Genomic DNA, 25,122 nt, shown 5'->3' with positions numbered 1-25,122 from the left:
GTCGAAACTGTTAACTTAGACAGGTTTGGCCCGCACGTCGCTTCTCGGTGACGTCTCTTTCCCCTACCGGCCTCTTAGCTACCATGCCCCAGTTCCTTGCCGTCGGACTGTTCGAATATGACTCCACCCGTGCCGAATGGCGCGGCGACGCGGCCTGTGCGGCCATGCTGGAGCGGGATGTCGAACGGCTCGCCCAGGGCATACCGCTGGCCGAACTGCTGGCGGAACTGCGGAGCGGGAACGAGGCTCCTGCAGGCTTGTTGCCCGCACCGGGCGACTGCTGGGAGGCCCGGCGCCTGGGGCGGGATGGCCAGGTGCGCTACCTGCAGTTCCAACGGCGCGAGGGCGGCGGCGTGCTGCTCGACGTCACCGCGCAGCGCCGTCACGAAGCCGAGCTCTGGCAGGGGGAGGCCTTCAAGCGCAGTGTCATGGTCTGCAGCGTCGACTGCATCAAGCTGATCGACCTCGAAGGGCGCCTGGAATACATGAACCCGGGTGGTCTGGTGGTGATGGAGATCGACGACTTCCTGCCGTTCCAGGGTCGCCTGTGGGCCGAACTCTGGCCCGAGGCGCAGCGTCATGAGGTGTTCGCCTCCATCGAGGCGGCGCGCCAGGGCGGCACCGGGCGCTTCACCGGGCTGGCCCCCACCGCCAAGGGCACGCGCCGCTGGTGGGACGTGGTGGTCACGCCGATTCTCGACGATGACGGCAACCCCCTGCAGTTCCTCTCCATCTCCCGCGACGTCACCGAAACCGTGCAGGCCCGCGAGGCGCTGGACGAACTCAATCGCAACCTCGAAGACCGCATCGAGGTGCGCAGCCAGGAGCTGGTGGCGCTGGAGGAAGAGCTGCGCCAGGCGCAGAAGATGGAGGCCATCGGCCAACTCACCGGTGGCATCGCCCACGACTTCAACAACCTGCTCACCGGCATCGTCGGCTCGCTCGACCTGATGCGGCGGCGGGTGCAGCAGGGGCGTATCCAGGAGCTGGAGCGCTACCTGGATACCGCCACCCGCTCGGCGGAGAACGCGGCGGCCCTGACCCAGCGCCTCTTGGCCTTCGCCCGGCGCCAGGTGCTGGAGCCCCGGCCGGTGGACGCCGGCCAGCTGGTCCAGGGCATGCACGAACTGCTGCGCCACAGCCTGGGCCGCAAGATCCGCAAGGAGGTCCAACTGGAACAGGATCTCTGGCTGTTGCACTGCGATCCGCACCAGCTGGAAAACGCCATCCTCAACCTCGCCATCAATGCCCGGGACGCCATGTCCGAGGGTGGCAGCCTGAGCATTCGCGTGGAAAACGTCCAAGGCCCCCTGAGCGTCGGCCTGTCGGGCGAGACGCTGGAGGGCGACTTCGTCCGTATCCAGGTCTGCGACACCGGCACCGGGATGGACGCCGACACCCTCAAGCGCGCCTGCGAGCCCTTCTTCACCACCAAGCCCAGTGGTCGCGGTACCGGCCTCGGGCTGTCGATGATCTATGGTTTCGTCCGGCAGTCGGGTGGCCAGGTGGAAATCCATTCGGTGCTGGGCGAGGGTACCTGCATCGGTCTCTATCTGCCGCGCCTGCTGGCAGAGCCCATCGTGACCATCGCTCCCCACGCTACCGAAGGCTCGGAGCTGCTCGAGGTGTCCGGTGACTGCGCCCTGATCGTCGAGGAGGAGCGGGAGGTGCGGGTGATCATCAGCGAGGCCCTCGCCGAGCTGGGCTACACCCCCCTGGCGGTGAGCGACAGCACCACGGCCGTCGCCCTCATCGCCTCGGGCAGCCTGCGCATCGACCTGCTGGTGACCAGCCTCGGCCTGTCCGGGCTGGATGGCCGGCAACTGGCCGAACAGGCGCGCGCCACCACCCCCGGCTTGCCGGTGCTCTACCTGTCCGGTCAGGCCGATCCGGCGATGCTGCCGGAGCTGGCCGAGGAGGGCGTCGAACTCATCGGCAAGCCCTTCGGCCTGGACGAACTGGCGCGCTGCGTGAAGCGACTGCGCCCAGGCGTCTGAGCCGCACGCGGCGAACTGTCGCGGCCCTCCAGGGTCGATCCTTTCGTGTCGCAACGCCCGTTGCGACTGCTGTCGTGTCGACAAGAAAAGGAGCGCTTCATGAAACGCCTGCCACCTGCGCCGCCCGCGCGGATGCTCGTCCTGTCCCTGTCCATCGCCTTCCTCGCCGCCTGCGCCCACGAGGCCGGCAAGCCGGAAACCCCGACCTGGAGTTGGCGCGACGCCAGCAGCGCCCGCGCCGTGCCGCCGGACCAGGCCTATCCCGAGCTGTTCGTCGCGGTGCAACAGGGCAAGCTGTTCAGCGACCAGAAGCATTTCGTCGACGCCCTGCCCAAGCGCAACCCTGCGGACATCCGCCGCGACTTCCTGGCGCAACGCGACCAGCCCGGCTTCGACCTCAAGGCCTTCGTCGCCGCCAACTTCGAGGAATCCGCGCCGATCAAGGCCGACCCACCCAAGGCCGGCGCGGACCTGCCCACCCACGTGAAGGACCTCTGGCCGGTGCTCACCCGCCACTACGAAGAGGTGCCGGCCTACAGCAGCCTGCTGCCGTTGCCCAAACCCTACGTGGTCCCTGGCGGTCGCTTCCGCGAGGTCTACTACTGGGATTCCTACTTCACCCTGCTGGGCCTGGCCAAGGATGGTCGCACCGACCTGGTCCGCGACATGGTGGACAACTTCGCCAACGAGATCGATGTGTACGGCCACATCCCCAACGGCAATCGCAGCTACTACCTGAGCCGCTCGCAACCGCCGTTCTTCGCCTACATGGTCGACCTCCAGGCCAGCCTGGAAGGTGACTCGGCCTATCGCCGCTACCTGCCGCAGCTACAGAAGGAATACGCCTACTGGATGGCCGGCGCCCAGGGGCTCCAGGCTGGCCAGGCCAATGCCCACGTGGTCAAGCTGGCCGATGGCACCCTGCTCAATCGCTACTGGGACGCCAGCGACACGCCGCGCCAGGAGTCCTACATGGAAGACCTGGCCACCGCTGCCCAGGCCAGGGGCCGTCCCGCTGGCGAGGTCTATCGCGACCTGCGCGCCGGCGCCGAGAGCGGCTGGGACTTCTCCTCGCGCTGGCTCGGCGACGGCAAGACCCTGGCGACCATCCGCACCACCGCCATCGCCCCGGTGGACCTGAACAGCCTGCTGTATCACCTGGAACAGACCATCGCCAAGGCCTGCGAGAAGACCGGCGAAGCCAGCTGCGTCCAGGCCTACAGCCAGAAGGCCAGGACCCGCCAACAGGCCATCGACCGCTACCTGTGGAATCCGGCCGGCTACTACACCGACTTCGACTGGCAGGCCAAACGCCGTACCGACAAGGTCACCGCTGCCGCCCTGTTCCCGCTGTTCGTCGGTCTCGCCAGCCAGAGCAGCGCCGACCAGACCGCGGCCACGGTCGCGAACCAGTTGCTGCGTCCGGGCGGCATCGCCACCACCACGGTCAAGACCGGCCAGCAGTGGGACGAACCCAACGGCTGGGCACCGCTGCAATGGGTTGCCGTCGACGGCCTGCGTCGCTACCGGCAGAACAAGCTGGCCGAGGACATCGGCACCCGCTTCCTCACCCAGGTGCAGAACCTCTATGCCCGCGAGCAGAAGCTGGTGGAGAAGTACGACCTTACCGGTGGCTCAGGCGGTGGCGGCGGCGAGTACGAACTGCAGGACGGCTTCGGCTGGACCAATGGCGTGACGCTCAAGCTGCTCGAACTCTACGGCAAGCCGCAATCCGGCGCGCAGTGAGCCAAGGAAAAGGTCCGCTATGGCGGACCTTTTCGTGAGGGGGTGGTGAGTACGGTTGGTTCTGCGGTGCTCAGTCTTGTCCCGTAACCCACCGATCAGCTTTTCGTAGCTGACCCTGGGTGCAGGGTCATTGCTGCCACAGAATCCGCCCCTTCTCCCCTTGGGAGAGGGCTGGGGTGAGGGAAACCAAGCTGCGTGCAGATCGAACTGGGTATCCCTGGATCACAGCGGATCCACCGGTGGCGCATCGTCTTCGTCGGCGGGCAGCTCCGCCGGGTGCAGGCCGTCGGGATCTTCATCCTCTGGCAGCGGCATGATGACGTTCATCAGCTGTACTCCGGATTGCGTGGATTCTTCTGCGGCAGGCGCTCCTCGACCGGCTTGTCTGCCGGATCCTCGCCTACGGGCTCTTCGGGATCGGGTGCGATGTCCGGATCGATGTCCAGGTCGTCGGGGTTTTCCTTGATCTGATCGTTCATGTGGCCTCCGCGAATGGTTGTTAAGCGTTGGGCAGGGACCTCCATGCGAAGTTCGCCACCGGCGATCAGCGATAGCCCCGCGCCTGCAGGTCGAACAGCTGGGCATAGCGGCCACCACCGGCCAGCAACTGCTCGTGATCCCCTCGCTCGCGGATCTCGCCGTCTTCCAGTACCAGGATCTGGTCGGCGTTGCGCACGCTGGAGAAACGGTGTGAGATCAGCAGGGTCATGCGCTGCTGCGCCTGGGCGCGGAAGCGTTCGAAGATCACCGCTTCGGCGGCGGCATCCAGCGCGGCGGTGGGTTCGTCCAGCACCAGGATGTCGGCCTCCTCACGCATATAGGCCCGCGACAGGGCAATCTTCTGCCACTGCCCGCCGGACAGCTCCTGCCCACCCATGAACCAGCGGCCGAGTTGCGTCTGGTAGCCCTCGCGCAAGCCGGCGATGACCTCGTCGGCCAGCCCCTGGGCCGCCGCCTTGTGCCAGCGTGCCTCGTCGGCGAAGGCGGCCGTATCACCCACGCCCAGGTTTTCCCCGGCGGTCAGCTGGTAGCGGATGAAGTCCTGGAAGATCACCCCGATGCGCCGGTGCAGGGCCGCCGGCTGCCAGTCCTGCAGGTCGCTGCCATCGAGCAGGATGCGCCCCTGGGTCGGCGCATGGAGGCGAGTCAGCAGCTTGATCAGGGTGGTCTTGCCCGAGCCGTTGGCGCCCACCAGCGCCAGGCTCTGGCCCGGTGCCAGGTGAAAGCTGATGTCCTTCAGAGTCGCTGTCGTGGCGCCCGGGTAGGTGAAGCCGACCCCCTCGAATCTTAGGCCGTCGCCGGGCTGGCTGCCCGCGGTCAGGCTGCCTCCCTCGGCGGTAGTCGGCTGGCCAAGGTAGTCGTAGAGATTGCTCAGGTAGAGGCTATCCTCGTAGAGCCCGCCGAGGGCGGTAAGGCTGGCGCTGACCGCTGCCTGGCCCTGGCGGAACAGGGTGAGGTAGAGGGTCATCTGGCCCAGGCTCAGGCGACCGCGCACGGTGTCCAGCACCACCCAGGCATAGGCGACGTAGAAGGCCAGGGTGCCCAGCAGGCCGAAGACGAAGCCCCAGCCGTCGCGCCTCAGGGTGAGACGCCGGTCCTCGGCATAGAGCTTGGCGAAGGTGCTGCGATAGCGCTCCAGCAGCAGCGGTGCGAGGCCGAACAGCTTGACCTCCTTGATATAGGCTTCATGGGAGAGCAGCGTTTCCAGGTAGGTCTGGCGGCGGGTCTCGGGCGCGCGGCGACTGAACAGGCGGAAGGCATCACCCGAGAAGCGCGCCTCGGCGAGGAACACCGGCAGGGCACCCACCACCAGCAGGAGCAAGGCCCACGGCGAGAAGTGCACCAGCAGCACGGCGAAGCTCACCAGGGAGATGAGGTTCTGCAGCAAGGTCAGGGACTTGGTCACCAGGGCCAGTGGCCGTACCGAGGCCTCGCGCCGCGCCCGCACCAGCTTGTCGTAGAAGTCGGCATCCTCGAACTGCGCCAGCGACAGGGTCTGGGCCTTTTCCAGGATCAGCAGGTTGACCGTTTGCCCCAGGCGCACCCGCAACAAGGATTGCTGCACCGACAGGAGTCGTTGCGCCGCGGCGAGGGCCGCCAGCACCCCGGCCTCGGCCAGGACGAACTTCAGTACTGGCCAGAGCGGAGCCTGGCCTTGCTCGGCGTGTAGCCGCATGGCCGCCACTACCGCATCGACGATGCGCTGCCCCAGCCAGGCCGCCAGCGCCGGCAGCAGACCCGCCACCAGGGTGGCCAGTACCAGCCCGATCAGCAGGACGGGCGAGGTGCTCCAGACCAGGCGGGCCGCGCGGCGCATCTGCAGTTGGACGATGGCGAAGGAGGTGGACAGGGCCATGCGGAGATCTTCGAAGGAGGTCAGCGTTAGTGGGGGTGCCGGGCACGACGTTCCCGGCGGTATGGCAAAAGGCTTACATGGACTGCTATCACCTGGCCCTATTCGCCCCGGAGCGGGCTGCGTAATCTACTCCCATCAGCCGCGCAGGAAGCGCAGCTCAGAGGTCAAGGACGATGACCAGGCCAGGACGGCTCCTGACAGGATGTTGGGATGGTCAACAGAGAACCCGCTTCGGCGGGTTTTTTGTTGCCTGGCGTTCCGCCGTTCCTTGGCTTGCACGATGGAATAGCGAAAGGCTTACACGAGGTGCTGTCACCTGACCCTATTCGCTCCGGTGCGGACTGCGTAGTCTACCTCCATCAGCCGCGCAGGACGCGCAGCTCAGAGGTCAAGGACGATGACCAGGCCAGGATGGCGCCTGACAGGACGTTGGGATGGTCGCAACAGAGAACCCGCTTCGGCGGGTTTTTTGTTGCCTGGCGTTCCGCCGTTCCTTGGCTTGCGCGATGGAATAGCGAAAGGCTTACACGAGGTGGTGTCACCTGGCCCTATTCGCTCCGGCGTGGACTGCGTAATCTACCTCCATCAGCCGCGCAGGATGTGCAGCTCAGAGGTCAAGGATGATGACCAGGCCAGGATGGCGCCTGACAGGACGTTGGGATGGTCGCAACAGAGAACCCGCTTCGGCGGGTTTTTTGTTTTCTGCTGTCGCGCATCCTTCATTTGGAGGATGCGCGATGCCTGGACCAGGCAGCACAGTGCGGACTCTTCCTTGGAGATCTTCGCCAGGCGCCCGCTATCGACCCTTTCGCTCGTCCTGGCTCTCCTGTTGACTGCGGCCTGCGCCGTCAATGCGCGCCCAGCGCAGTAACCGCCGCCTAACGCCGGGACGCTGGACGATGCGGGCATTCGGGCCGCCATCATCGGGAAAACCCTGAGTAGGCGAAACCAGCGGGGAGAAACCGTCACCCAGACCTTCAATGCCGATGGCACCAATGTCTTCATCCTGGGCGCACGGCGGTTCGTTGAGCGTTGGCAGGTAGCCGACGGACAAGTCTGCATAGATTCGCCTGGATATGCGCGGGAATGCGACGTGGTCAAGCAGTCACCGGAGGGCCTCTGGTTTTTGGATGGCAAGACTGGCGCGGTACAGAATCACTACCAAGGGGTGCCGTGACACTCAGCCAGCCACTCGATTGCGCCCCGCGGCCTTGGCCGCGTAAAGCGCCTGGTCGGCTGCCTCGGTGAGGTCGTAGGCGGTCATGCCAGGTTGATGGGTCGCCACGCCAAGACTCAGAGTGATCGGGCGGCGTGGCCAGGGATGCTGAGCCACCACCAGGCGACAACGCTCGGCCACCTGCTGGGCAGCCACGCCATCGGCACCCGGTAGCAGGATGGCGAATTCCTCGCCGCCGTAGCGGAAGCTGGCGTCGCCATCCCGGCAACTCTGCAGCAGCAGGCGGCTGATGTCCTGCAGGGCAGTGTCACCTGCCTGGTGCCCATGGGCGTCGTTGTAGGCCTTGAAGTGATCCACGTCGATCAACAGCATGGACAGGGGCAGGGCACCTTCCTCAGCGCGCTGGAGCTGTTCCGCCAGGTGCAGGTCGAAGGCGCGACGATTGTAAAGGCCGGTCAAGGCATCCGTGACGCTCCGCTGCTCGGCGGCCTGCATCATGTCTAGCAATTGCTGCTGGGAGGCTTCCAGCAGGTGCTGCTGCTCGATATGTTCGGTGACGTCCACCGAGAGGCCGGCCAGGGCGATGCCGTGGCGCGTTGCCAGAGGAAACTTGTAGGACTGCCAGAAGAAGCAGCGGCCATCCGGGGTGACGAGGCGCTCGATCTGCCGGCTCGGCTTGAGTTCGCGCATCACCTGTTCGTCCATCTCGCGCAGGCGGGGCGCGGCCTCCGGCCAGAGGGCGAAGTCGTCCTTGCCGAGAATGTCGTCGCGCGTCAGCCCCAGCTGTTGCAGGCAAGGTTCGTTGACATAGGAGTAGTGCCAGTCGCGATCCTTGATGTAGGCGACGAAGGGGCCATTGTTCATGAAGGCGGAAAAATTGATATCCAGCTCTTCCAGCCGATTCAGGGTTTCCCGCTGCTGCAGCAATAGCATGATTTGCCGTGCCAGGCGCTGCAGGCTCTCGATCTGGTCGGTCTCGAAGCGCCGTACCCGGTCGTCCAGTACGCAGAGCGTGCCGAGGGCGATGCCCTGGGGGGCGAGCAGGGGTACCCCCAGGTAGGCCCGCATCCTCTCCATCCCTGGCGCCACCGCGAGGTGGGCGACACGGGGATCGCTGCGCAGGTCTTCCACGATGAAGGGCTGGCGAGGCGTGAGGATCGCCAGGTGACACAGTGAAGACTCGGCTGGAACCTCGTTCATCACCAGGCCCTGGCAGGCCTTGAACCAGAGCCGTTCCCGATCGGCCAGGGTGACGAAGGCCACCGGTGCCCGGGTGAGCTGGCAAGCCAAGGCCACGAGATCCTCGTAGGCGGACTCCGCGCCACTGTCGAGAATCCGCAGCTCACTCAGGGCGTGGAGACGTCGGGCGTCGTCGAATGGGGTCATGCGAGCTCGCGAGAACGGTGTCCTGTCTGGAGCATAGTACCCATGCCCGGCCAGGAAAGCCGCACCCGTTGCGCAAATCGTAGCGAGATCTGCGCAACGGCGAGCCCGCCGGGCCCTTCTATCGCCGCGGTTGCAGCAGGAGCGCGACCAGGGCGCTCCAGCCGGTCTGGTGCGAGGCGCCCAGGCCTCGCCCGTTCTCTCCATGGAAGTATTCGTGGAACAGGACCAGGTCACGGTCGCGCGGGTCGTTCTGCAACTGCGGATAGTCCACCATGCTCGGCCGCTTGCCGTCGGCCTCCTTGAGGAAGAGTCGGGTCAGGCGCCCGCTGAGACCCTCGGCGACCTCTTCCAGATTGGCCAGATAGCCCGAGCCGCTGGGGTACTCCACCGAGAAGTTGTCGGCGTAGTAGCGGTGGAACTCGTGCAGCGACTCGATGAGCATGTAGTTGATCGGCATCCACAGCGGACCGCGCCAGTTGGAGTTGCCGCCGTACAGGCGCGAATCCGACTCGGCCGGCTGGTAACGGGCGCTGAGCAGGTTGCCGTCGGCCTGGCGCATCTCGAAGGGCTGCTGCTCATGGGCCTTGGACAGGGAGCGGATGCCGTAGTCCGAGAGGAATTCATCGTCGTCCAGCATGCGCTTGAGCAGCAGCTTGGTGCGATGGCCGCGCAGCAGCGACAGCAGGAATCTATTGCCCTGGCCGGGCTCGGTCCAGCGGGAGACCAGGCGGGCGAGATCCGGGCGCTGCCGCAGGAAGCCGCGCAGGCGCCCGCCCAGGCCGGGCAGGCCCTCGTGTTCGCGCTGTTCCAGGACCTGCACGGCGAACAGGGGGATGAGACCGACGATGGACCTCAGGCGCAGTGGTTCGGCGCTGCCATCCGGCTTGTGCAGGACGTCGTAGAAGAATTCGTCTTGCTCGTCCCAGAGGCCGTCCTCACGGTTGTCGCTGTGGTTGATGGCGTTGGCGATGTGCAGGAAGTGCTCGAAGAACTTGATGCCGAGGTCGACGTAGACCGGGTTTTCCTTGGCCAGCTCCAGGGCGATGCGCATCAGGTCGAGGGCATAGGCGGCCATCCAGGCGGTGCCGTCGGCTTGGTCCAGGTGATAGCCCGGGGGCAGCGGTGCGGAACGGTCGAAGAGGGCGATGTTGTCCAGGCCGAGGAAGCCGCCCTGGAAGATGTTGCGACCTTCGGCGTCCTTGCGGTTGATCCACCAGGAAAAGTTCAGCAGTAGCTTATGGAAGACCCGCTCGAGGAAGACGCGGTCGCCGACGCCGGTGAGGGATTTGTCCTGCAGGTAGACGTGCCAGGTGGCCCAGGCGTGTACGGGGGGGTTGGCGTCCTCGAAATTCCACTCGTAGGCCGGCAACTGGCCGTTGGGGTGCATGAACCTGTCCTTCACCAGCAGCAGCAGTTGCTGCTTGGCGAAGCCGGGATCGATCAGGGCATAGGCCACCGCCTGGAAGGCCAGGTCCCAGGAGGCGTACCAGGGGTATTCCCATTTGTCCGGCATGGAGACGATGTCGAAGTTGAGCAGGTGCCGCCAATGGCCGTTGCGGATGCTCTCGCGCTGCTTCGGCGGGGTGGGCTGTGCGGGATCGCCGTTGAGCCAGCGGTTGACCTCGAAATAGTAGAGCTGCTTGGACCACAGCAGGCCGGCCAGGGCCTGGCGCTGCACCAGGCGGGCATCGGCGTCGGCGATCTTTTCCTGCAGGGCGGCGTAGAAGGCATCGGCCTCGGCGATGCGCTCGGCGAAGATCGCCTCGGCATCCACCGCGAGGGCGCTGGTGGGCGCCAGGCGCAGGTAGACCACCGCCGTGGCGCCGCCGTCCAGTTCCACGGCGAAATGGGCTGCGGCCTTGCTGCCGAAGTCACGGCGGACCGCTTCCCGGGCGCCCTTGACCACGTAGTCGTTGATGCCGTCCTTGAAGGGGCCCTCGGCGGGCTCGCCGGTGAGGCGGGGCAGGTTGGTTTCGTTGTTGCAGAACAGCCACTCGACGTCCTGCGGGCCCCAGGCGCTGATGACCAGATCGGGCCGGTCGAAGTAGCTGGCGCGGACCTGCTCGCCTTCCAGGCTGAGCATGGAGCGCGGCGGGGTGCCGGTCCAGGTCCAGGTGTTGCGCGACCAAACCTGCGGCAGCACATGGAGGCGGGCCCGTTCGGCGCCGCGGTTCTCCACCGTCACCCGCATGAGGATATCGTCGGGGGTGTGCTTGGCGTACTCGACGGTGACGTCGAAGTAGCGGTCCTGCTCGAAGACGCCGGTATCGAGGATCTCGTATTCGCGATCCTCCAGGCCGCGCCGGGCGTTCTCTTCCACCAGTTGGGCATAGGGGAAGGCCGCATGGGGATACTTGTAGAGCATCTTCTGGTAGGCATGGCTCGGCACGCCGTCGAGGTAGAAGTAGAGCTCCTTGACGTCCTCGCCGTGGTTGCCTTCGGCGTTGGTCAGGCCGAACAGGCGTTCCTTGAGGAAGGGGTCGCGTTCGTTCCATAGGGCGATGCCCAGGCACCATTGTTGGGCCTGATCGCAGAAGCCGGCGAGACCGTCCTCGCCCCAGCGATAGGCACGGCTGCGGGCATGATCGTGGGGAAAGTAGCGCCAGGCATCGCCGTCGGCGCTGTAGTCTTCACGGACCGTGGCCCACTGGCGTTCGCTCAGGTAGGGCCCCCATTGGCGCCAGGCGGCGGCGTCGCTGTCGGCCAGGCGCTGGCCTTCACGGGTATGCAGGATGCCCGGGGCGGGATGTGCCGTCATCGTGTCTCCAGAGTCAGGTAACGGTTAGGGCTCGAGAATAGAACACCATTGTGGCGTGCAAAGGCTCTCGCTGGCGCGTCGTTGCACTTTTAGTGCCTGATGGCGCTGAAAAATTCACGTCCTTGCGGTTTCCGTCACAGCACTGCGCCTGGCGTACCCAGCGACCGATCCGGGGCGAAAAAAAGCCCCACGCCCGGATCGGGGTGAGGCTCGTGCGTCCGACGCGACCCGGCGGGGGAGCCGGGTCGACAGGCGATCAGAGGGCCATGTCGTTGGCGGCCTTTTCCGCGCGCGGAGCGGCACCGGCAGTGGCCTTGGCATCGGCGTTCTGGGCAGCGGTGGCGACCGGCGGGGTAGCCAGTTGCAGCACCTCGGCGGTGTAGTTCCACTCCTGCTGCACGCGCGCGGGATCGCTGTTCAGCTTGGTGCCGTAGCTGGGCACGATCTGGTGCAGCTTGGCCTGCCACTCGGGTGTGGCGACCTTGTCCTTGAACACCTTCTCCAGCACGCTCAGCATGATGGGCGCGGCGGTCGAGGCACCCGGGGAGGCGCCCAGCAGGCCGGCGATGCTGCCGTCCTTGGCCGCGACGATCTCGGTGCCCAGCTTCAGCACGCCACCCTTGTCGGCGTCACGCTTGATGATCTGCACACGCTGACCGGCCTGCCACAGGCGCCAGTCTTCCTTCTTGGCATTGGGGAAGTATTCGCGCAGCGCCGCCAGGCGGTCGTCATCAGACAGCATCAGCTGGCCGGCGAGGTATTCCACCAGCGGGTACTCGGCCACGCCCACGCGGACCATCGGCCAGGCGTTGTGGGTGTTGGTGCTGGTCAGCAGGTCGAGGTAGGAGCCCTGCTTGAGGAACTTGGTGGAGAAGGTGGCGAAGGGCCCGAACAGGATCACACGCTTGCCATCGAGCATGCGGGTGTCCAGGTGCGGGACCGACATCGGCGGCGCGCCGACCGAGGCCTTGCCATAGGCCTTGGCCAGGTGCTGCTGGGCGATCGCGGGATTGTCGGTGACCAGGAAGGAACCGCCCACCGGGAAGCCGGCGTAGTCGTTGGCTTCGGGGATGCCGGACTTCTGCAGCAGGTGCAGGGCACCGCCGCCGGCGCCGATGAAGACGAACTTGGCGTCGGTCTCGGTCTTCTTGCCGTCCTTGAGGTTCTTGTACTCAACGCGCCAGCTGCCATCGGCATTGCGGGTGATGTTCTCGACTTCGCTGGACAGGTTCAGCTTGAAGTTGGGCTTGGTCTGCAGGTAGCCGGCGAACTGGCGGGTGATCTCGCCAAAGTTCACGTCGGTGCCCAGCGGGCTCCAGGTGGCGGCGACCTTCTGCTGGGGATCACGGCCTTCCATCATCAGCGGGACCCACTGCTTGATCTGCGCCGGGTCCTCGGAATACTGCATGCCGGAGAACAGCGGGCTGGCCTTGAGGGCTTCGTAGCGCTTCTTGAGGAAGGCGATGTTGTCGTCACCCCAGACGAAGCTCATATGCGGGGTGCTGTTGATGAAGCTCTTCGGGTCCTTGAGGACGCCGTTCTTCACCTGCCAGGACCAGAACTGGCGGGACACCTGGAAGGCCTCGTTGATCTCGATGGCCTTGGAGATGCTGACCTTGCCGTCCTTGTCTTCGGGGGTGTAGTTCAGCTCGGCCAGGGCGGAGTGGCCAGTACCGGCGTTGTTCCAGCCGTTGGAGCTTTCTTCGGCGACCTGGTCCAGGCGCTCGACCATTTCCATGGTCCAGCTCGGCTCCAGCTCGTTCAGCCAGATGCCCAGGGTGTTGCTCATGATGCCGCCGCCGATCAGCAGGACGTCGACTTTCTTGACGTCGTCCGCGTGGGCGGTGCCCAGGGCGGAAGCGATAGCCACGCCGAGCAGCGCGCCAGTCATTTTCTTCAACATGTGGTCTCTCAATCGATAGAAGCTGGGGTCTGCTTATCGAGTTTCGGTGCGGTGCGGCACCATGGCACATGGGTGGATGTGCGCTGGGCAAGGCAGAATGCAGCCGGAACACGCAAGGGCAGGTTCTTGTCCCTCCCCCCGCCCTTCTCTCGTGAGTCACCGGAAGGGTCGGAGCAAAAACGCGATACGCGCTCAGGCGGCGGCTTACCGAAGACGAAGGTCTCGGGAGCGGCTGCGTGCGCATGCGTTTTTGTTGCCGGGTATTTTAAAGGGAAGGGTGTCGCGTGCCTAGCCCGGAATAAATCGTATTTGGCTATTAGCCTTTGGTCTAATCCGGATCGCTTCCGATCCGAAGGGCGCTTTCCAAGGGCGTTCGCACGGCCGATGCTGGCGCTTCGCTGGCTGGATGCCTGGCCTTTCCTGGGCCGCCGCACGCCGACGAAACTGGCCGGAAAGCCGCCGAAGGGTCGCTTCCCGGTCTTTTCAGGGTATTGATATCCGTCAGCGGGCCTCCGCTCGAAGGATCCAAGGGGCGCTTCAGACGAAGCGCCAGGCCAGGAAACGGCTTTGCTTCTGGCCCTGGGCCATGGACACCACCCGAATCTGACTGGCCTGCTCGCGCCGCAGCGCCGCCTGTAGCAGGGGCAGGTTGCTGGCCCTGGAGACCAGGCAGGTGAACCAGCCGACCTGGCTGGCGAAGGTGCGACTCTCGTGGATCATCCGCTCGATGAAGGCCGCCTCGCCACCGGGGCACCAGAGTTCGGCCGCCTGGCCGCCGAAGTTGAGCAGGGGCGCCTGCTTGCCGGTGGTCTTGCCGAGGTTCTTCCATTTGCGTTTGCTACCGCGCACGGCATCGTCGGGGCTGGCGTGGAAGGGCGGATTGCACAGGGTGGCGGCGTAGCGCTCGCCGGGCTGCAGGATGCCAGCGAAGATCGCCTGGGGATCGGGCTGCAGGCGCAATTCGATGGCGGCAGCGCAATCCGGATTGGCAGCGAGGGTGCGCCCGAAGGCGGCCAGCGCCGCAGGGGCGATGTCGCTGCCAACGAAGTGCCAGCCGTATTCCTTGAAGCCGATCAGCGGATAGACGCCATTGGCACCGGTGCCCACATCCAGCAGCCGGACCGCTGCGCCGCGCGGAAGCTGGCCGCCATTGCCCTCGGCCAGCAGGTCGGCCAGGTGGTGCAGGTAGTCCGCCCGGCCGGGAATCGGCGGGCAGAGGAAGTCGGCAGGGATGTCCCAGTCACGCACGCCATGATGCAGTGCCAGCAGCGCCCGATTGAGCGCGCGAACTGCCTGGGGATCGGTGAAGTCGATGGACAGATTGCCCCGTGGCGTCGGCGCCACGAACGGCTTGAGCGCGGGACTCTCCCGCATCAGCGCCGGAAAGTCGTAGCTGCCCTGATGGCGATTGCGGGGATGCAGGGGCGCGGTGCGGCCAGGCAGGGGACGACGGGGCGAGGTCATGGCGACGGGCAGGGTGGAAAAGGGGGCGGCAGCCTAGCACAGCCGCGCCCCTGGACTCACGGGGGGACTCACGCCGGCGTCGGGGCATCTTCCGGCAGCACACCGATCTCGCGCAGGTTACGCCAGAAGGCGGCGGGAATGGGCGCGCGTAGCAGTTCGGCGTTCTGCCGCGCCCGCTCCGGCTTGCTGCTGCCAGGGATGGTGGCGGCCACAGTGGGATGGGCGAGGCAGAACTGCAGGGCCGCGGCGCGGATGTCCACCCCGTGATCGCGACAGACACCCTCGATCAGCTCGACCTTGCGGCGCAATGCCGGCTCCGCTTCGGCATAGTTGTAGTGCTTGCCGCCGGCGAGCAGGCCGGAATTGAAGGGCCCGCCCACCACGATGCCCACGCCGCGGCGCTCGCATTCCGGGAAGAGGGTGTCCAGGGCTTCGCGGTGGTCCAGCAGCGAATAGCGACCAGCCAACAGGAAGGCGTCGGGATCGCTTTGCTCCAGGGCGAGGCGGCAAGGCTCCACCAGGTTGACGCCCAGGCCCCAGCCCATGATCAGGCCTTCTTCGCGCATTTCGGTGAGGGCCTTGGCCGCGCCCTGCATGGCCTGGGCGAAGTAGTCGCGCCAGGCCGGACCGTGCTGGTCTTCCGAGAGATCGTGAATCCAGACCAGGTCGAGGCGGTCGGTCTTGAGCCGTTCCAGACTGGCTTCGATGGAGCGGCGGGCGCCGTCGGCGGAATAGTCGAGCACGCGCTTGAAGGGCAGTTCGTTGACGAACGGCGGGGCGTTTTCCGGCTGATCGGCGGGTTCCAGCAGGCGGCCGACCTTGCTGCAGAGGACGAAGTCGTCGCGTGGCTTGTCGGCCAGCACTTCGGCGAAACGGCGCTCGGACAGGCCGGCGCCATAGTGCGGCGAGGTGTCATAGAGGCGGATGCCGGCGTCCCAGGCGGCTGCGAGGGTCGCTCGGGCGTCGGCCTCGCTCACCTCGCGGAACATGTTGCCCAGGGGGGCGCCGCCGAAACCCAGGGAGGGGATGTCGATACGCATGGGAAGTCTCCGGATGGTGCGTGTCTGCATCCCGACCGACGCTCCCGAGGTCCTGTTCCCCTAGTCCGCCGGACGTAGCAGGGCCACCTCGTCGGCCGTCAGAGAGCGATAGCTGCCTTCGGCCAGCGCCGGATCCAGGGCCAGGGCGCCGATACGGTCGCGGTGCAGGGCGATGACCTCGATGCCGAAGCGGCCGAACATGCGCTTGACCTGGTGATAGCGGCCCTCGACCAGGGTCAGGTAGGCGCTGCGCTCGCCCAGCAGCTCCAGCTGGGCGGGCTGGGTGGTGAGGTCTTCGTAGGCGAAGTACAGCCCTTCGGCGAAGGCCGCGACCAGCTGCGGCGGGATAACCTCGGCGGTGGTGACGAGATAGCGCTTGGTCTGCTTGTGGCGCGGATGACTCAGGCCACGCGACCACTGGCCGTCGTTGGTCAGCAGCAGCAGGCCGGTGGTGTTGAAGTCCAGCCGGCCGGCCAGGTGCAGGTCGGCGCGCTCCTCCGCCGCTAGGCAGTCCAATACCGTGGCATGGCGGGCGTCGACGGTGGCGCTGACGCAGCCGCGCGGCTTGTGCAGCATCAGGTAGCGACCGCCGGGGCCGTCCTGCAGCAGGCGGTCGTCGGCCTCGATGCGGTCGAAGGCGAACACCTCGCGCGCGGCCTGCAGGGTGGTGGCGCCGTTGATCCTTATCCGGCCTTCCGCGAGCAGGCGGCGGGCCAGTTGGCGACCCAGCTCGGGTCTATTGCCCAGCCAGCGATCCAGGCGCATCAGCCGTTCTCGGGCCTGACTCCCGCCGCGCAGGCCGGGCACAGGCAGCGTTGATGGCGCTCGTCGTCGGGCAGGCGCGCCAAGGCCGCCGGATCGACCGGTGCCTGCAGGCACCAGCAATCCTGGATCTCGCCGCCCGCGGCCAGCACGCAGCGATTCGTACCGCCGCACAGGGGGCAGCGGGTGGGATCGAAGGGCGTGGGCGCTGCAGTCATGGTGATCTCGTCGGGCGAAGCGGGCGGCAGAGTACCGGAAATTGCGACCTGGATAACGTCTCCTGCGCCGGATGTCTGCGTACTGTCGCATCCGGAGTGCAAGCTGCATCCAAGGTTCTGTACGAAAAGTCGCCGAGCGAAGGTCAGGCGAGGCGAAAAAGGCTGAGGAAGCGGAGTTTACGAGTGGTAAATGAGCATTCCGAGGCCTTTTTCAACGAAGCATCACCGAGCGCAGGCAGTTTTCGTACAGGACCTAGCTCCGATCATCGGACCACTGAGGAACCCATGACAATAACGGCACTGCGCACCCTGATCCGTACCCTCATTCCCGGCACCCTGCTGGTCAGCCAACTGGCCCTGGCCACCGAGGCCGACGTCGGCCAGACCCTGGCCCGCCAGGCCGGCATTCCCTGGCCGGCGGTGATCGCCCATCGCGGCGCGTCCTTCGATGCCCCCGAGTCCACCGCTCCGGCCTACCTGGTGGCGCGGGAACTGGGCGCGGACTATCTCGAACTCGATCTGCAGCGCACCAAGGACGGCCAGCTCATCGCCCTGCACGACGACACCCTCGAGCGCACCACGGACGTCGCCAAGCGCTTCCCGGATCGCGCCAAGGCGCCGGTCAGCCAATTCACCCTGGCCGAGCTCAAGTCGCTGGATGCCGGCAGCTGGTTCAACCAGGCCCATCCGGACCGTGCCCGCCCGACATTCGCCGGACTCAAGATCCTCACCCTCGACGAGGTCATCGATATCGCCGAGGGCGGGCGCAACAAGCCGGGTCTCTACATCGAGACCAAGCAGCCCAAGCTGTTCCCCGGTATCGAGCGCGATCTCAAGGCCAAGCTGGCACAGCGCGGCTGGCTCGGCCAACCCAAGGCCGGCGCCACGGGCGTAGCGGCCATGCCTGGGCGGGTGATCCTGCAGACCTTCGAGAAGAGCAGCCTTGAGCTGTTGCAGAAGGAGATGCCGACGACGCCGAAGATCCTGCTGCTGTGGCTGGGCGACGACTACATCCCGGCCAAGCCCGGGCCGAGCTACGCCGAGTCGGGCGAGGCTAGCAAGGCGGCCTACTATGCCAAGCAGCAGGTACGCTCCGAGGGTGACTTCACCGCCTGGGTGGAATGGGCCAAGGCCCATGGCGCCATCGGCATCGGCCCGTCGGCGGCGCTGGAGGAAGGCGGCGACCAGAGCTACGCTGACCTGGTCAAGCCCTGGATGAACGACGTGGCTCACGAGCGCGGCCTGCTGGTGCACGCCTATACCGTGGATTCGGCGGTGGACTACGCCCGCCTGGCGCCGCGTGGTGTGGATGGCTTCTTCACCAACCGCAGTGCCGAACTGCTGAAGTTCTACCAGCGGCCGGTCAAGCAGGAGCCGGGTGCGCTGCTCAAGCAACTCGGTTATTGAGCCCGGACGGGGATGTCCAAGAGCCTGTTCAGAGTCTCGCGAGCTAGAGACAAACAAGGCCTAGGCGGGCCCGCGAAAATAGCTGAGGAAGCGGATCGGGCCCGCGCTCGGGTTTATGCGTGGTAAATGAGCATTGCGACGGGGCTGCCCAGGCGGGGCTGGCCTTCCAAGCCATTTTTAACGCAGTTTGGCCGACGCGCAGCAGACTTTGAACAGGCTCTAAGGTCTTTCCGTCTTCATTGGATGTTCTGCCATGCCCATCGAACCTTTCAATGGTGCCAAGCTGGCGCTGCTCTGCGACGACCAGGTACTGGTCTATCAGCGCGACGACAAGCCGGACATTCCCTGGCCGGGCCTCTGGGACCTGCCCGGGGGCGGTCGCGAAGACGGCGAGACCCCGGAGGCCTGCGTCCTGCGCGAGCTGGAAGAGGAATTCGGCCTGGTGCTGGAGGAGTCACGGTTGACCTGGGGCCGCTGTTATCCACCGCGTCTGCCTGGCTACCTGCCCAGCTGGCTATTCGCCGGTGAGCTGTACCCGGCCGACATCGCCGCCATTCGCTTCGGCGATGAGGGCCAGCACTGGCGGCTGATGAGTCTCGCCGACTTCCTCGCCCATCCCCAGGGTGTGCCCCATCTGCAGACGCGACTGCGGGACTACCTCGCCGAGCGTGAGCTGTTCTAGACCTTCGCCCGCGCCGCGAGCCAGCGGCGCCAGCCGCCATGGGCGGTGATGTCTTCGGCGCCTTCTAGGCCATAGGGCTCGCAGATGAAGCCGGTTTCCCAGCTGCCGTCGGCCAGTTCCACCTTGCCCAGGCCGAGCGGGGCGGGGATGCCGGTGAGGAAGCTGCCCAGCTCGCTGCTGGGTAATTCCCAGACCTCCACCTCGATGGCCGCGCCATCTTCGGCGACCCGGACCATGCCCGGGCGTAGCGGCGGTCCGCCGGCCAGGGCGTAGAGGCGATAGCGCGGAGCGCTCCGGGTCAGGGCCAGGCGCCGGGCGCCGCGGGCGAGGAGCTGGCCGTTGAGCGGCAAGCCTTGCAGATGGGCGCCGCAGACCACCAGGCGCGCGCGGTCATGGCGGGCGGAGCGGGTCGGCAGGGTGGCGCTTGGCAGTGTACCGCCCACCAGGGGCAGTCCTTGGGCCTCCTGCAGCGCCGCCGCCAGGCTCAGCAGGTACTGATCGGTGAAGACCCGGCCGAACAGCGTCACGCCCCAGGGCAGGCCGTTGGCCATGACGCCCGCCGGCACGGCCACGGCGGCGTAGTCCAGCAGATTCATGAAGTTGGTGTAGTAGCCCAGGTCGGCGTTGCGGGCGACCGGTTCGGCGGCCAGTTCAGCCAGGGTGACCGGGCGCGGATAGGTGGGGGTGAGGACGCAATCCAGCTCGGCCAGCAGGGCGTCGCATTGGGCTTTCAAGGCCTGTAGGCGATAGCCGGCGCGGAAGGCATCCACTGCCGTGGCGCTGGGAGCCTTTTCCAGCACGGCGCGGATCACCGGCAGCACCGCGTCCGGGTCGGCCTCGATCAGGGCGCCGGCCACGCTGTAGCGCTCGGCCACCCAGGGGCCTTCGTAGAGCAGGCGGGCGGCCTCCAGGAAGGGGGCGAGATCCAGCGGCACGGCTTCGCCACCCAGGGCTTCCAGGCGCGCCTGGGCCGCCGCGAATAGCGCCGGGCTTTCCGGGCAGCCGAGGAATTCCAACTGGGTCGGTACGCCGAAGCGGAAAGGCCGCGGACGGCCGAAGGCGCTGGCGTCGTTCCACTGTGGATTGGCGCGGCTATAGGGATCGCGCGGATCGAGGCGGGCGGTGAGGGCCAGCAGCTCGCTGGCCTCGGCGGCGGTGGCGGTGAAGAAGGTCACGCAGTCCAGGGTCTGGCAGGCGGGCACCACCCCGGCGATGGAGAGCAGGCCCTTGCTGCCCTTGAGACCGACCAGGTTGTTCAGCGCCGCCGGAACGCGCCCGGAGCCGGCGGTGTCGGTGCCGAGGGCGAAGCTGGCGACGCCCAGGGCCACGGCCAGGGCCGAACCGGCGCTGGAACCGCCGGACGGGTAGTCCGGATGGACGCTATTGCGGCAGGCGCCATAGGGCGAGCGGGTGCCGTTGAGGCCGGTGGCGAATTGGTCGAGATTGCACTTGCCCAGGGGCACGGCGCCCAGCGCTACCAGTTGCTCCACCAGGGTCGCGGAGCGCTCGGGCACATAGGCATAGGCCGGGCAGGCGGCCGTGGTGGGGATGCCGGCCAGGTCGATGTTGTCCTTGAGCGCGAAGGGGATGCCGTAGAGTGGCAGCCCGGCTGGATCGCGGTCGTCCAGGGCGGCCAGGTAGGGCTCCAGCTCGGCTGCCGTCAGCAGATGGATGAACAGGTGGTACTCAGGGTCGAGCTGGGCGGCCTTGTCGCGCAGCGCGGCGATGAGGGCGCGTGGGGTGAGGGTGCCGGCGGCGTAGGCCGCGCGCAGGGTGTCGAGACGCAGATCGAATGTCATGGTGGCTTCCTTCAAGGCTTGTCGATCACCAGCAGGCGCTGGCCGGCGCGGACCGGCGAGCCGGGCTGGACGTGGAGGTCGGCGATGCGCCCGCGGCAAGGGGCGAGCAGCGGAATTTCCATCTTCATGGATTCCAGGATGAGCAGTGGCTGGCCGGCTTCGACGAGATCGCCAGGCCGGACCTGGGCCTGCCAGAGATTGCCGGCCACCGGGCTTTCCAGTGCCAACTGGCCGGTGGCGAGGGGCGCTTCCGCGGTAGGCTCGACCGGAGCCTCCTGGCTGTCGAAATGCGCCTGGCCGGAGTCGATCCAGCGTTGCCGCTCGGCAGCGAAGGCGCTTTGCTGGCGTGTGCGGAAGCTGGCGATACCCTCGGCTTCGCGGGCCAGGAAGGCCTGGTAGTCGGCCAGCGACAGCTCGCTCTCTTCGATGCGCAGGGGCACGCGGCCGAGGGGGAAGTCGGCGCGGATGCGCAGCAGTTCGTCCGCCGAGACCTCATAAAAACGGATCTGGTCGAAGAAGCGCAGCAGATAGGGCTGGCCGTGGAAGGCGGCCACCTCGCGATAGCGATTCCACATCTGCAGGGTGCGCCCGACGAATTGGTAGCCGCCCGGACCCTCCATGCCATAGACGCAGAGGTAGGCGCCGCCGATGCCCACCGAGTTTTCCGCGGTCCAGGTGCGCGCCGGGTTGTACTTGGTGGTGACCAGGCGATGGCGCGGATCGAGGGGGGTAGCCACCGGGGCGCCGAGGTAGACGTCGCCCAGGCCCATCACCAGGTAGCTGGCGTCGAAGACGATGCGCTTGACCGCCTCCAGGGAGTCCAGGTCGTTCACGCGACGGATGAACTCCAGGTTGCTCGGGCACCAGGGGGCATCCTTGCGCACCGTGGTGGCGTACTTCTCGATGGCCAGGCGACAGGCCGGATCGTCCCAGGACAGCGGCAGGTGGACGATGCGCGAGGGCACCCGCAGATCCTGGGCATCGCCCAGCGCCTGCCAGCAGCGGGTGACCGCCGCCAGCAGCTCGGCCAGGGGCAGCGCCTCGGGCTGGTAGTGCACCTGCAGCGAGCGGATGCCGGGGGTGAGTTCGCACAGGCCGGGCAGCGCCAGGGCGGCCAGGGCCTGCATCAGGCCGTGGCCGCGAAAGCGCAGGGCCAGGTCCAGCTCGGGTGGGCCGATTTCCAGCAGCAGGTGGGTGTCGCCGGAGAGCCGGGCCACCAGCCGCTCGGCGCCGCTGCCGAGGTCCAGCACCACCGGGTCGCCCAGGTGCGGGATCACGGTGGTCGCCGCCACAGGTTGCAGCGTGCGTTCCTCGACCAGGCGGTCCTGCTGCAGGCGGCGGGCGGTCGCCGGGTCAACCGGCAGGAAGCGCACCCGGTCGCCGGCCTTGAGCTGGCCCAACTGCCAGAGGTCGGCCTCGATCACCGTGACCGGGCAGACGAAGCCGCCCAGGCTGGGCCCGTCCGGACCAAGGATGACCGGCATGTCGCCGGTGAAGTCCACGGCGCCGACCGCATAGGGATTGTCGTGAATGTTGGAGGGGTGCAGACCGGCTTCGCCGCCGTCTTCACGGGTCCATTCCGGCTTGGGACCGATCAGGCGCACGCCAGTGCGGCTGGAATTGAAGTGCACCTCCCAGTCGGTGGCGAGGAACAGTTCCAGATAGGCCCGGCTGAAGTAATCCGGAGCGCCATGGGGGCCGTAGATGACGCGCAGCGTGCGGGTAGCGGGCAGCCGGGTGGCCAGGGCCTTCGGCAGGCGGGCCCCGACCGCCGGATCGCTTAGAGGATGTAGGTGCAGCACGTCGCCGGCGCGCAGGGCGCGGCCGCCGTGGCCGCCGAACTGGCCGAGGGTGAAGGTGCTGCGGCTGCCCAGGTAGGCGGGCAGGTCCAGCCCGCCTCTGAGGCAGAGGTAACTGCGCGCGCCGGCACCGGTGACGGCGCCCAGTTGCAGTACGGCGCCGGCCGGCACGCGGAAGACGCTATCCATGGCCTGGGGCTGGTCATCCAGCAGGATCGCCAGGGGCGCTCCGGTGATCGCCACCACGGCGTCGGTGTTGAATTTGAGGATCGGGCCGACCAGGGTGATTTCCAGGGCGGCGGCACGCTCGTCATTGCCCAATAGGCGATTGCCCAGGCGCAGGGCGCGGTCGTCCATTGGGCCGGAAGGGGGAATGCCCACCGACCAGTAGCCGAGCCGCCCGGGAGCGTCCTGTACCGTGGTCTGGGTGCCGGCGCTGAGCACCTCCAGAGTGGTGGCCTGGTAGACGAGGTCCTCCAGGCAGCGGGTCCAGGGCTGGCCCGCGGCGAAGGGCGCGGCGGCGAGAATCTGCCGTAGGTAGTCGCGATTGGTTTCCACGCCGTAGAGGCGGGTCTCGGCCAGTGCCTGGTCGAGGCGCTGGCGGGCGTTCTCACGGTCCGGAGCCCAGGCGATCAGCTTGGCCACCAGGGGATCGAAATAGGGCGGGATCTCGCAGCCGGCTTCGACCCAGGTGTCCAGGCGCAGCGCGCGGCCATCCGCCGGTGGGAAGTCGACCTGGGTGAGCAGACCGGGACTGGGCTGGAAATCGCGGCCCGGGTCTTCGGCGTAGAGCCGCGCCTGGATGGCATGCCCTTGTGGCACCAGAGTGTGGGCGAGATCGGCCAGCGGCGGCAGGTCGCCGGCGGCCAGTTCGATCATCCAGCGCACCAGGTCGACGCCCCAGACCTGCTCGGTGACGCCATGCTCGACCTGCAGGCGGGTGTTCACTTCCAGGAAATAAAAGCGGTCGGCGCCGCTGTCGTAGACGAATTCCACGGTACCGGCGCTGCGATAGCGCACCGCGCGGGCAAGGTCCAGGGCGGCGGCGCAGAGGGCCTCGGCCATGCCGGCGGGCAGGTTGGGCGCGGGGGTTTCCTCCAGCACCTTCTGGTTGCGCCGCTGCACCGAGCAGTCGCGCACGCCCAGGGCGAGCACCTCGCCCTGGCCATCGCCGAACACCTGCACCTCCAAGTGTCGCGCCCGCTCGATGTACTTCTCGAGGAAGACGCCGGCGTCGCTGAAGTTGTTCTGACCCAGGCGGCGCACCGTCTCGAAGGCCTCGGTCAGGTCGCTGGCCGAGCGGCAGACGCGCATGCCGATGCCACCGCCACCCGCGGTGCTCTTGAGCATCACCGGATAGCCGATCCGCTCGGCGGCATTGAGCGCCGCGGCCAGGTCTTCCATCAACTCGGTACCTTCCAGCAAGGGTACGCCCTGGGCACGGGCCAGGGCGCGGGCGGTGTGCTTGAGGCCGAAAGTCCGCAACTGCTCCGGGGTGGGGCCGACGAAGGCGATGCCGGCGGCTTCGCAGGCCTCGGCGAAGGCGGCGTTCTCGGAGAGAAAGCCATAGCCGGGGTGGATGGCCTGGGCGCCGCTTTGGCGGGCCACGTCGAGCAGCTTGGCGGTGTCCAGGTAGGTGGCGGTGGCCGCGCCTTCGCCGAGGCTGAAGGCCTGGTCGGCGCCGCTGACGTGGCGGCTGGCGCGGTCGGCCTCGCTGTAGACGGCGACGGAAGCGACGCCCAGTTCGCGCAGGGTGCGCTGGATACGGCAGCCGATGGCGCCACGGTTGGCGATGAGCAAGGTGGTGAACATTCGAGGCGTCCTCGAAGGTGACGGGCCGTCCCGCCGGATGAAGGCTCCCGAGGTCGTCCCCGGGAGGCGTGCGATGGCGGCGGACTAGGGCTTGCGCGGCGTGGGATAGCGCGCGGCGCGCAGTTCGCAGAAGCGATACAGCCACGGCCGCAGCCACCGCCAGAGACGCTGGGCGCGGTTCAGTTCCATATCAGCACCTCCGCCGGGGTGGGATTCCAGCCGTTGCAGGGGTTGTTGAGTTGCGGGCAGTTGGAGATCAGCACGATGACGTCGGTCTCGGCGCGCAGCTCCACGTACTTGCCGGGGGCGGAGAGGCCGTCCTCGAAGGTCAGGCCGCCCTCGGGGGTGACCGGCACGTTCATGAAGAAGTTGATGTTGGCGCCCAGGTCGCGCTTGCCGAGCCGGCCATCGTGCAGGGCGGCGCGCAGGAAGTTGTCGCGGCAGCTGTGCATGTGGCGCTTGTCCAGGGCATAGCGCACCGTGTTGCTCTCCTGGGCACAGGCGCCGCCGAGGGTGTCGTGGCGCCCGCAGGTGTCGGCGACGATGGTCAGCAGGGCATTGCCGCGGTTGGAGTAGAGCACCGTGCCGGTGGTGAGGTAGACGCGATTCTGCCGGCGCAGGGTGCGCTGGGGGTCGAAGCGCTCGCGCGGGTCCTGGGCGGCGAAGAACAGGGTGTCGATGGCCTGGTTGCCCTCCAGGTCGTGCAGGCGCAGGGTCTGGCCGGCCTTGACCTCGAACAGGTAGGGCTCGCCGGCCGGGATGGTGTGGCGGAAGACGGCGGTGTCGGGATGCAGCTCGCTTTCGATCAGGCTCATG

17 protein-coding genes are annotated in these 25,122 nt (G+C 67.1%); 4 read left to right on the top strand and 13 right to left on the bottom strand.

Annotated features, from left to right (window positions below):
• Positions 1 to 83: 83 nt before the first annotated feature.
• Together RND78_RS04530 and treA are read left to right on the top strand one after the other, a co-directional pair.
• Positions 84 to 1,997 carry a PAS domain-containing sensor histidine kinase gene (locus RND78_RS04530; protein WP_312726420.1) on the top strand — a complete coding sequence of 638 codons (1,914 nt, stop codon included), beginning with the start codon at positions 84 to 86 and terminating at the stop codon, positions 1,995 to 1,997.
• Between the two features lie 99 nt (positions 1,998 to 2,096).
• The gene (gene treA, locus RND78_RS04525) at positions 2,097 to 3,743 is read left to right on the top strand and encodes an alpha,alpha-trehalase TreA (protein WP_312726419.1); all 1,647 of its coding nucleotides are present in this window, start codon (positions 2,097 to 2,099) and stop codon (positions 3,741 to 3,743) included.
• A 326-nt stretch (positions 3,744 to 4,069) separates the two neighbouring features.
• Here the strand turns inward: treA and RND78_RS04520 are convergent, their stop codons facing one another.
• The 10 genes from RND78_RS04520 to RND78_RS04475 form a co-directional block, all read right to left on the bottom strand.
• On the bottom strand, positions 4,070 to 4,222 hold the full coding sequence (locus RND78_RS04520; RefSeq protein ID WP_312726418.1) for a hypothetical protein: 153 nt from the start codon (positions 4,220 to 4,222) through the stop codon (positions 4,070 to 4,072).
• A 65-nt stretch (positions 4,223 to 4,287) separates the two neighbouring features.
• A complete protein-coding gene (locus RND78_RS04515) occupies positions 4,288 to 6,099 on the bottom strand; it encodes an ABC transporter ATP-binding protein (protein WP_312726417.1) in 1,812 nt (603 codons plus the stop codon).
• Between the two features lie 585 nt (positions 6,100 to 6,684).
• Positions 6,685 to 7,104: a hypothetical protein gene (locus RND78_RS04510; protein WP_312726416.1), complete on the bottom strand. Its 420-nt coding sequence runs from the start codon at positions 7,102 to 7,104 to the stop codon at positions 6,685 to 6,687.
• A 175-nt stretch (positions 7,105 to 7,279) separates the two neighbouring features.
• On the bottom strand, positions 7,280 to 8,662 hold the full coding sequence (locus RND78_RS04505; RefSeq protein WP_312726415.1) for a diguanylate cyclase: 1,383 nt from the start codon (positions 8,660 to 8,662) through the stop codon (positions 7,280 to 7,282).
• Positions 8,663 to 8,780: 118 nt separating this feature from the next.
• Positions 8,781 to 11,420: an MGH1-like glycoside hydrolase domain-containing protein gene (locus tag RND78_RS04500; RefSeq protein ID WP_312726412.1), complete on the bottom strand. Its 2,640-nt coding sequence runs from the start codon at positions 11,418 to 11,420 to the stop codon at positions 8,781 to 8,783.
• Positions 11,421 to 11,676: 256 nt separating this feature from the next.
• Positions 11,677 to 13,323 carry a malate dehydrogenase (quinone) gene (gene mqo / locus RND78_RS04495; RefSeq protein WP_059229922.1) on the bottom strand — a complete coding sequence of 549 codons (1,647 nt, stop codon included), beginning with the start codon at positions 13,321 to 13,323 and terminating at the stop codon, positions 11,677 to 11,679.
• Between the two features lie 537 nt (positions 13,324 to 13,860).
• On the bottom strand, positions 13,861 to 14,787 hold the full coding sequence (gene rlmF, locus RND78_RS04490) for a 23S rRNA (adenine(1618)-N(6))-methyltransferase RlmF (RefSeq protein ID WP_312726409.1): 927 nt from the start codon (positions 14,785 to 14,787) through the stop codon (positions 13,861 to 13,863).
• Between the two features lie 68 nt (positions 14,788 to 14,855).
• A complete protein-coding gene (locus RND78_RS04485) occupies positions 14,856 to 15,827 on the bottom strand; it encodes an aldo/keto reductase (RefSeq protein WP_312726407.1) in 972 nt (323 codons plus the stop codon).
• A 60-nt stretch (positions 15,828 to 15,887) separates the two neighbouring features.
• On the bottom strand, positions 15,888 to 16,592 hold the full coding sequence (locus RND78_RS04480; protein ID WP_312726405.1) for a 16S rRNA pseudouridine(516) synthase: 705 nt from the start codon (positions 16,590 to 16,592) through the stop codon (positions 15,888 to 15,890).
• A complete protein-coding gene (locus RND78_RS04475; protein WP_059229918.1) occupies positions 16,592 to 16,807 on the bottom strand; it encodes a cysteine-rich CWC family protein in 216 nt (71 codons plus the stop codon). Before RND78_RS04475 ends, RND78_RS04480 begins: the two co-directional genes overlap by 1 nt.
• Positions 16,808 to 17,092: 285 nt before the next feature.
• On the opposite strand from RND78_RS04475, the gene RND78_RS04470 reads away from it, so the two are divergent.
• Entirely contained in the window at positions 17,093 to 18,214 is a 1,122-nt protein-coding gene (locus RND78_RS04470; protein WP_059229917.1) for a glycerophosphodiester phosphodiesterase, read from the top strand.
• Between the two features lie 253 nt (positions 18,215 to 18,467).
• A complete protein-coding gene (locus RND78_RS04465; protein ID WP_312726403.1) occupies positions 18,468 to 18,896 on the top strand; it encodes an NUDIX hydrolase in 429 nt (142 codons plus the stop codon).
• Here RND78_RS04465 and atzF read toward each other — a convergent pair.
• The 3 genes from atzF to RND78_RS04450 form a co-directional block, all read right to left on the bottom strand.
• The gene (gene atzF / locus RND78_RS04460) at positions 18,893 to 20,695 is read right to left on the bottom strand and encodes an allophanate hydrolase (RefSeq protein ID WP_312726401.1); all 1,803 of its coding nucleotides are present in this window, start codon (positions 20,693 to 20,695) and stop codon (positions 18,893 to 18,895) included. The two genes, RND78_RS04465 and atzF, sit on opposite strands and share 4 nt — an antisense overlap.
• 11 nt (positions 20,696 to 20,706) lie before the next feature.
• Entirely contained in the window at positions 20,707 to 24,306 is a 3,600-nt protein-coding gene (uca, locus tag RND78_RS04455; RefSeq protein WP_312726399.1) for an urea carboxylase, read from the bottom strand.
• A 179-nt stretch (positions 24,307 to 24,485) separates the two neighbouring features.
• Positions 24,486 to 25,121 (bottom strand): urea amidolyase associated protein UAAP2, encoded by a 636-nt coding sequence (locus RND78_RS04450; RefSeq protein ID WP_295517606.1) that lies wholly within the window; start codon positions 25,119 to 25,121, stop codon positions 24,486 to 24,488.
• Position 25,122: the final 1 nt, after the last annotated feature.

Source organism: Pseudomonas oryzihabitans (genome assembly GCF_032027545.1).
Lineage (GTDB): Bacteria > Pseudomonadota > Gammaproteobacteria > Pseudomonadales > Pseudomonadaceae > Chryseomonas > Chryseomonas oryzihabitans_F.
This window is presented reverse-complemented; position numbering and strand designations above follow the sequence as displayed.

Bases quoted from the DNA above. Each gene is read 5' to 3' on its own strand.
- RND78_RS04530 (WP_312726420.1), top strand. From the start codon at position 84: ATGCCCCAGTTCCTTGCCGTCGGACTGTTCGAATATGACTCCACCCGT.
- treA (WP_312726419.1), top strand. From the start codon at position 2,097: ATGAAACGCCTGCCACCTGCGCCGCCCGCGCGGATGCTCGTCCTGTCC.
- RND78_RS04520 (WP_312726418.1), bottom strand. From the start codon at position 4,222: ATGAACGATCAGATCAAGGAAAACCCCGACGACCTGGACATCGATCCG.
- RND78_RS04515 (WP_312726417.1), bottom strand. From the start codon at position 6,099: ATGGCCCTGTCCACCTCCTTCGCCATCGTCCAACTGCAGATGCGCCGC.
- RND78_RS04510 (WP_312726416.1), bottom strand. From the start codon at position 7,104: ATGAAGACATTGGTGCCATCGGCATTGAAGGTCTGGGTGACGGTTTCT.
- RND78_RS04505 (WP_312726415.1), bottom strand. From the start codon at position 8,662: ATGACCCCATTCGACGACGCCCGACGTCTCCACGCCCTGAGTGAGCTG.
- RND78_RS04500 (WP_312726412.1), bottom strand. From the start codon at position 11,420: ATGACGGCACATCCCGCCCCGGGCATCCTGCATACCCGTGAAGGCCAG.
- mqo (WP_059229922.1), bottom strand. From the start codon at position 13,323: ATGTTGAAGAAAATGACTGGCGCGCTGCTCGGCGTGGCTATCGCTTCC.
- rlmF (WP_312726409.1), bottom strand. From the start codon at position 14,787: ATGACCTCGCCCCGTCGTCCCCTGCCTGGCCGCACCGCGCCCCTGCAT.
- RND78_RS04485 (WP_312726407.1), bottom strand. From the start codon at position 15,827: ATGCGTATCGACATCCCCTCCCTGGGTTTCGGCGGCGCCCCCCTGGGC.
- RND78_RS04480 (WP_312726405.1), bottom strand. From the start codon at position 16,592: ATGCGCCTGGATCGCTGGCTGGGCAATAGACCCGAGCTGGGTCGCCAA.
- RND78_RS04475 (WP_059229918.1), bottom strand. From the start codon at position 16,807: ATGACTGCAGCGCCCACGCCCTTCGATCCCACCCGCTGCCCCCTGTGC.
- RND78_RS04470 (WP_059229917.1), top strand. From the start codon at position 17,093: ATGACAATAACGGCACTGCGCACCCTGATCCGTACCCTCATTCCCGGC.
- RND78_RS04465 (WP_312726403.1), top strand. From the start codon at position 18,468: ATGCCCATCGAACCTTTCAATGGTGCCAAGCTGGCGCTGCTCTGCGAC.
- atzF (WP_312726401.1), bottom strand. From the start codon at position 20,695: ATGACATTCGATCTGCGTCTCGACACCCTGCGCGCGGCCTACGCCGCC.
- uca (WP_312726399.1), bottom strand. From the start codon at position 24,306: ATGTTCACCACCTTGCTCATCGCCAACCGTGGCGCCATCGGCTGCCGT.
- RND78_RS04450 (WP_295517606.1), bottom strand. From the start codon at position 25,121: ATGAGCCTGATCGAAAGCGAGCTGCATCCCGACACCGCCGTCTTCCGC.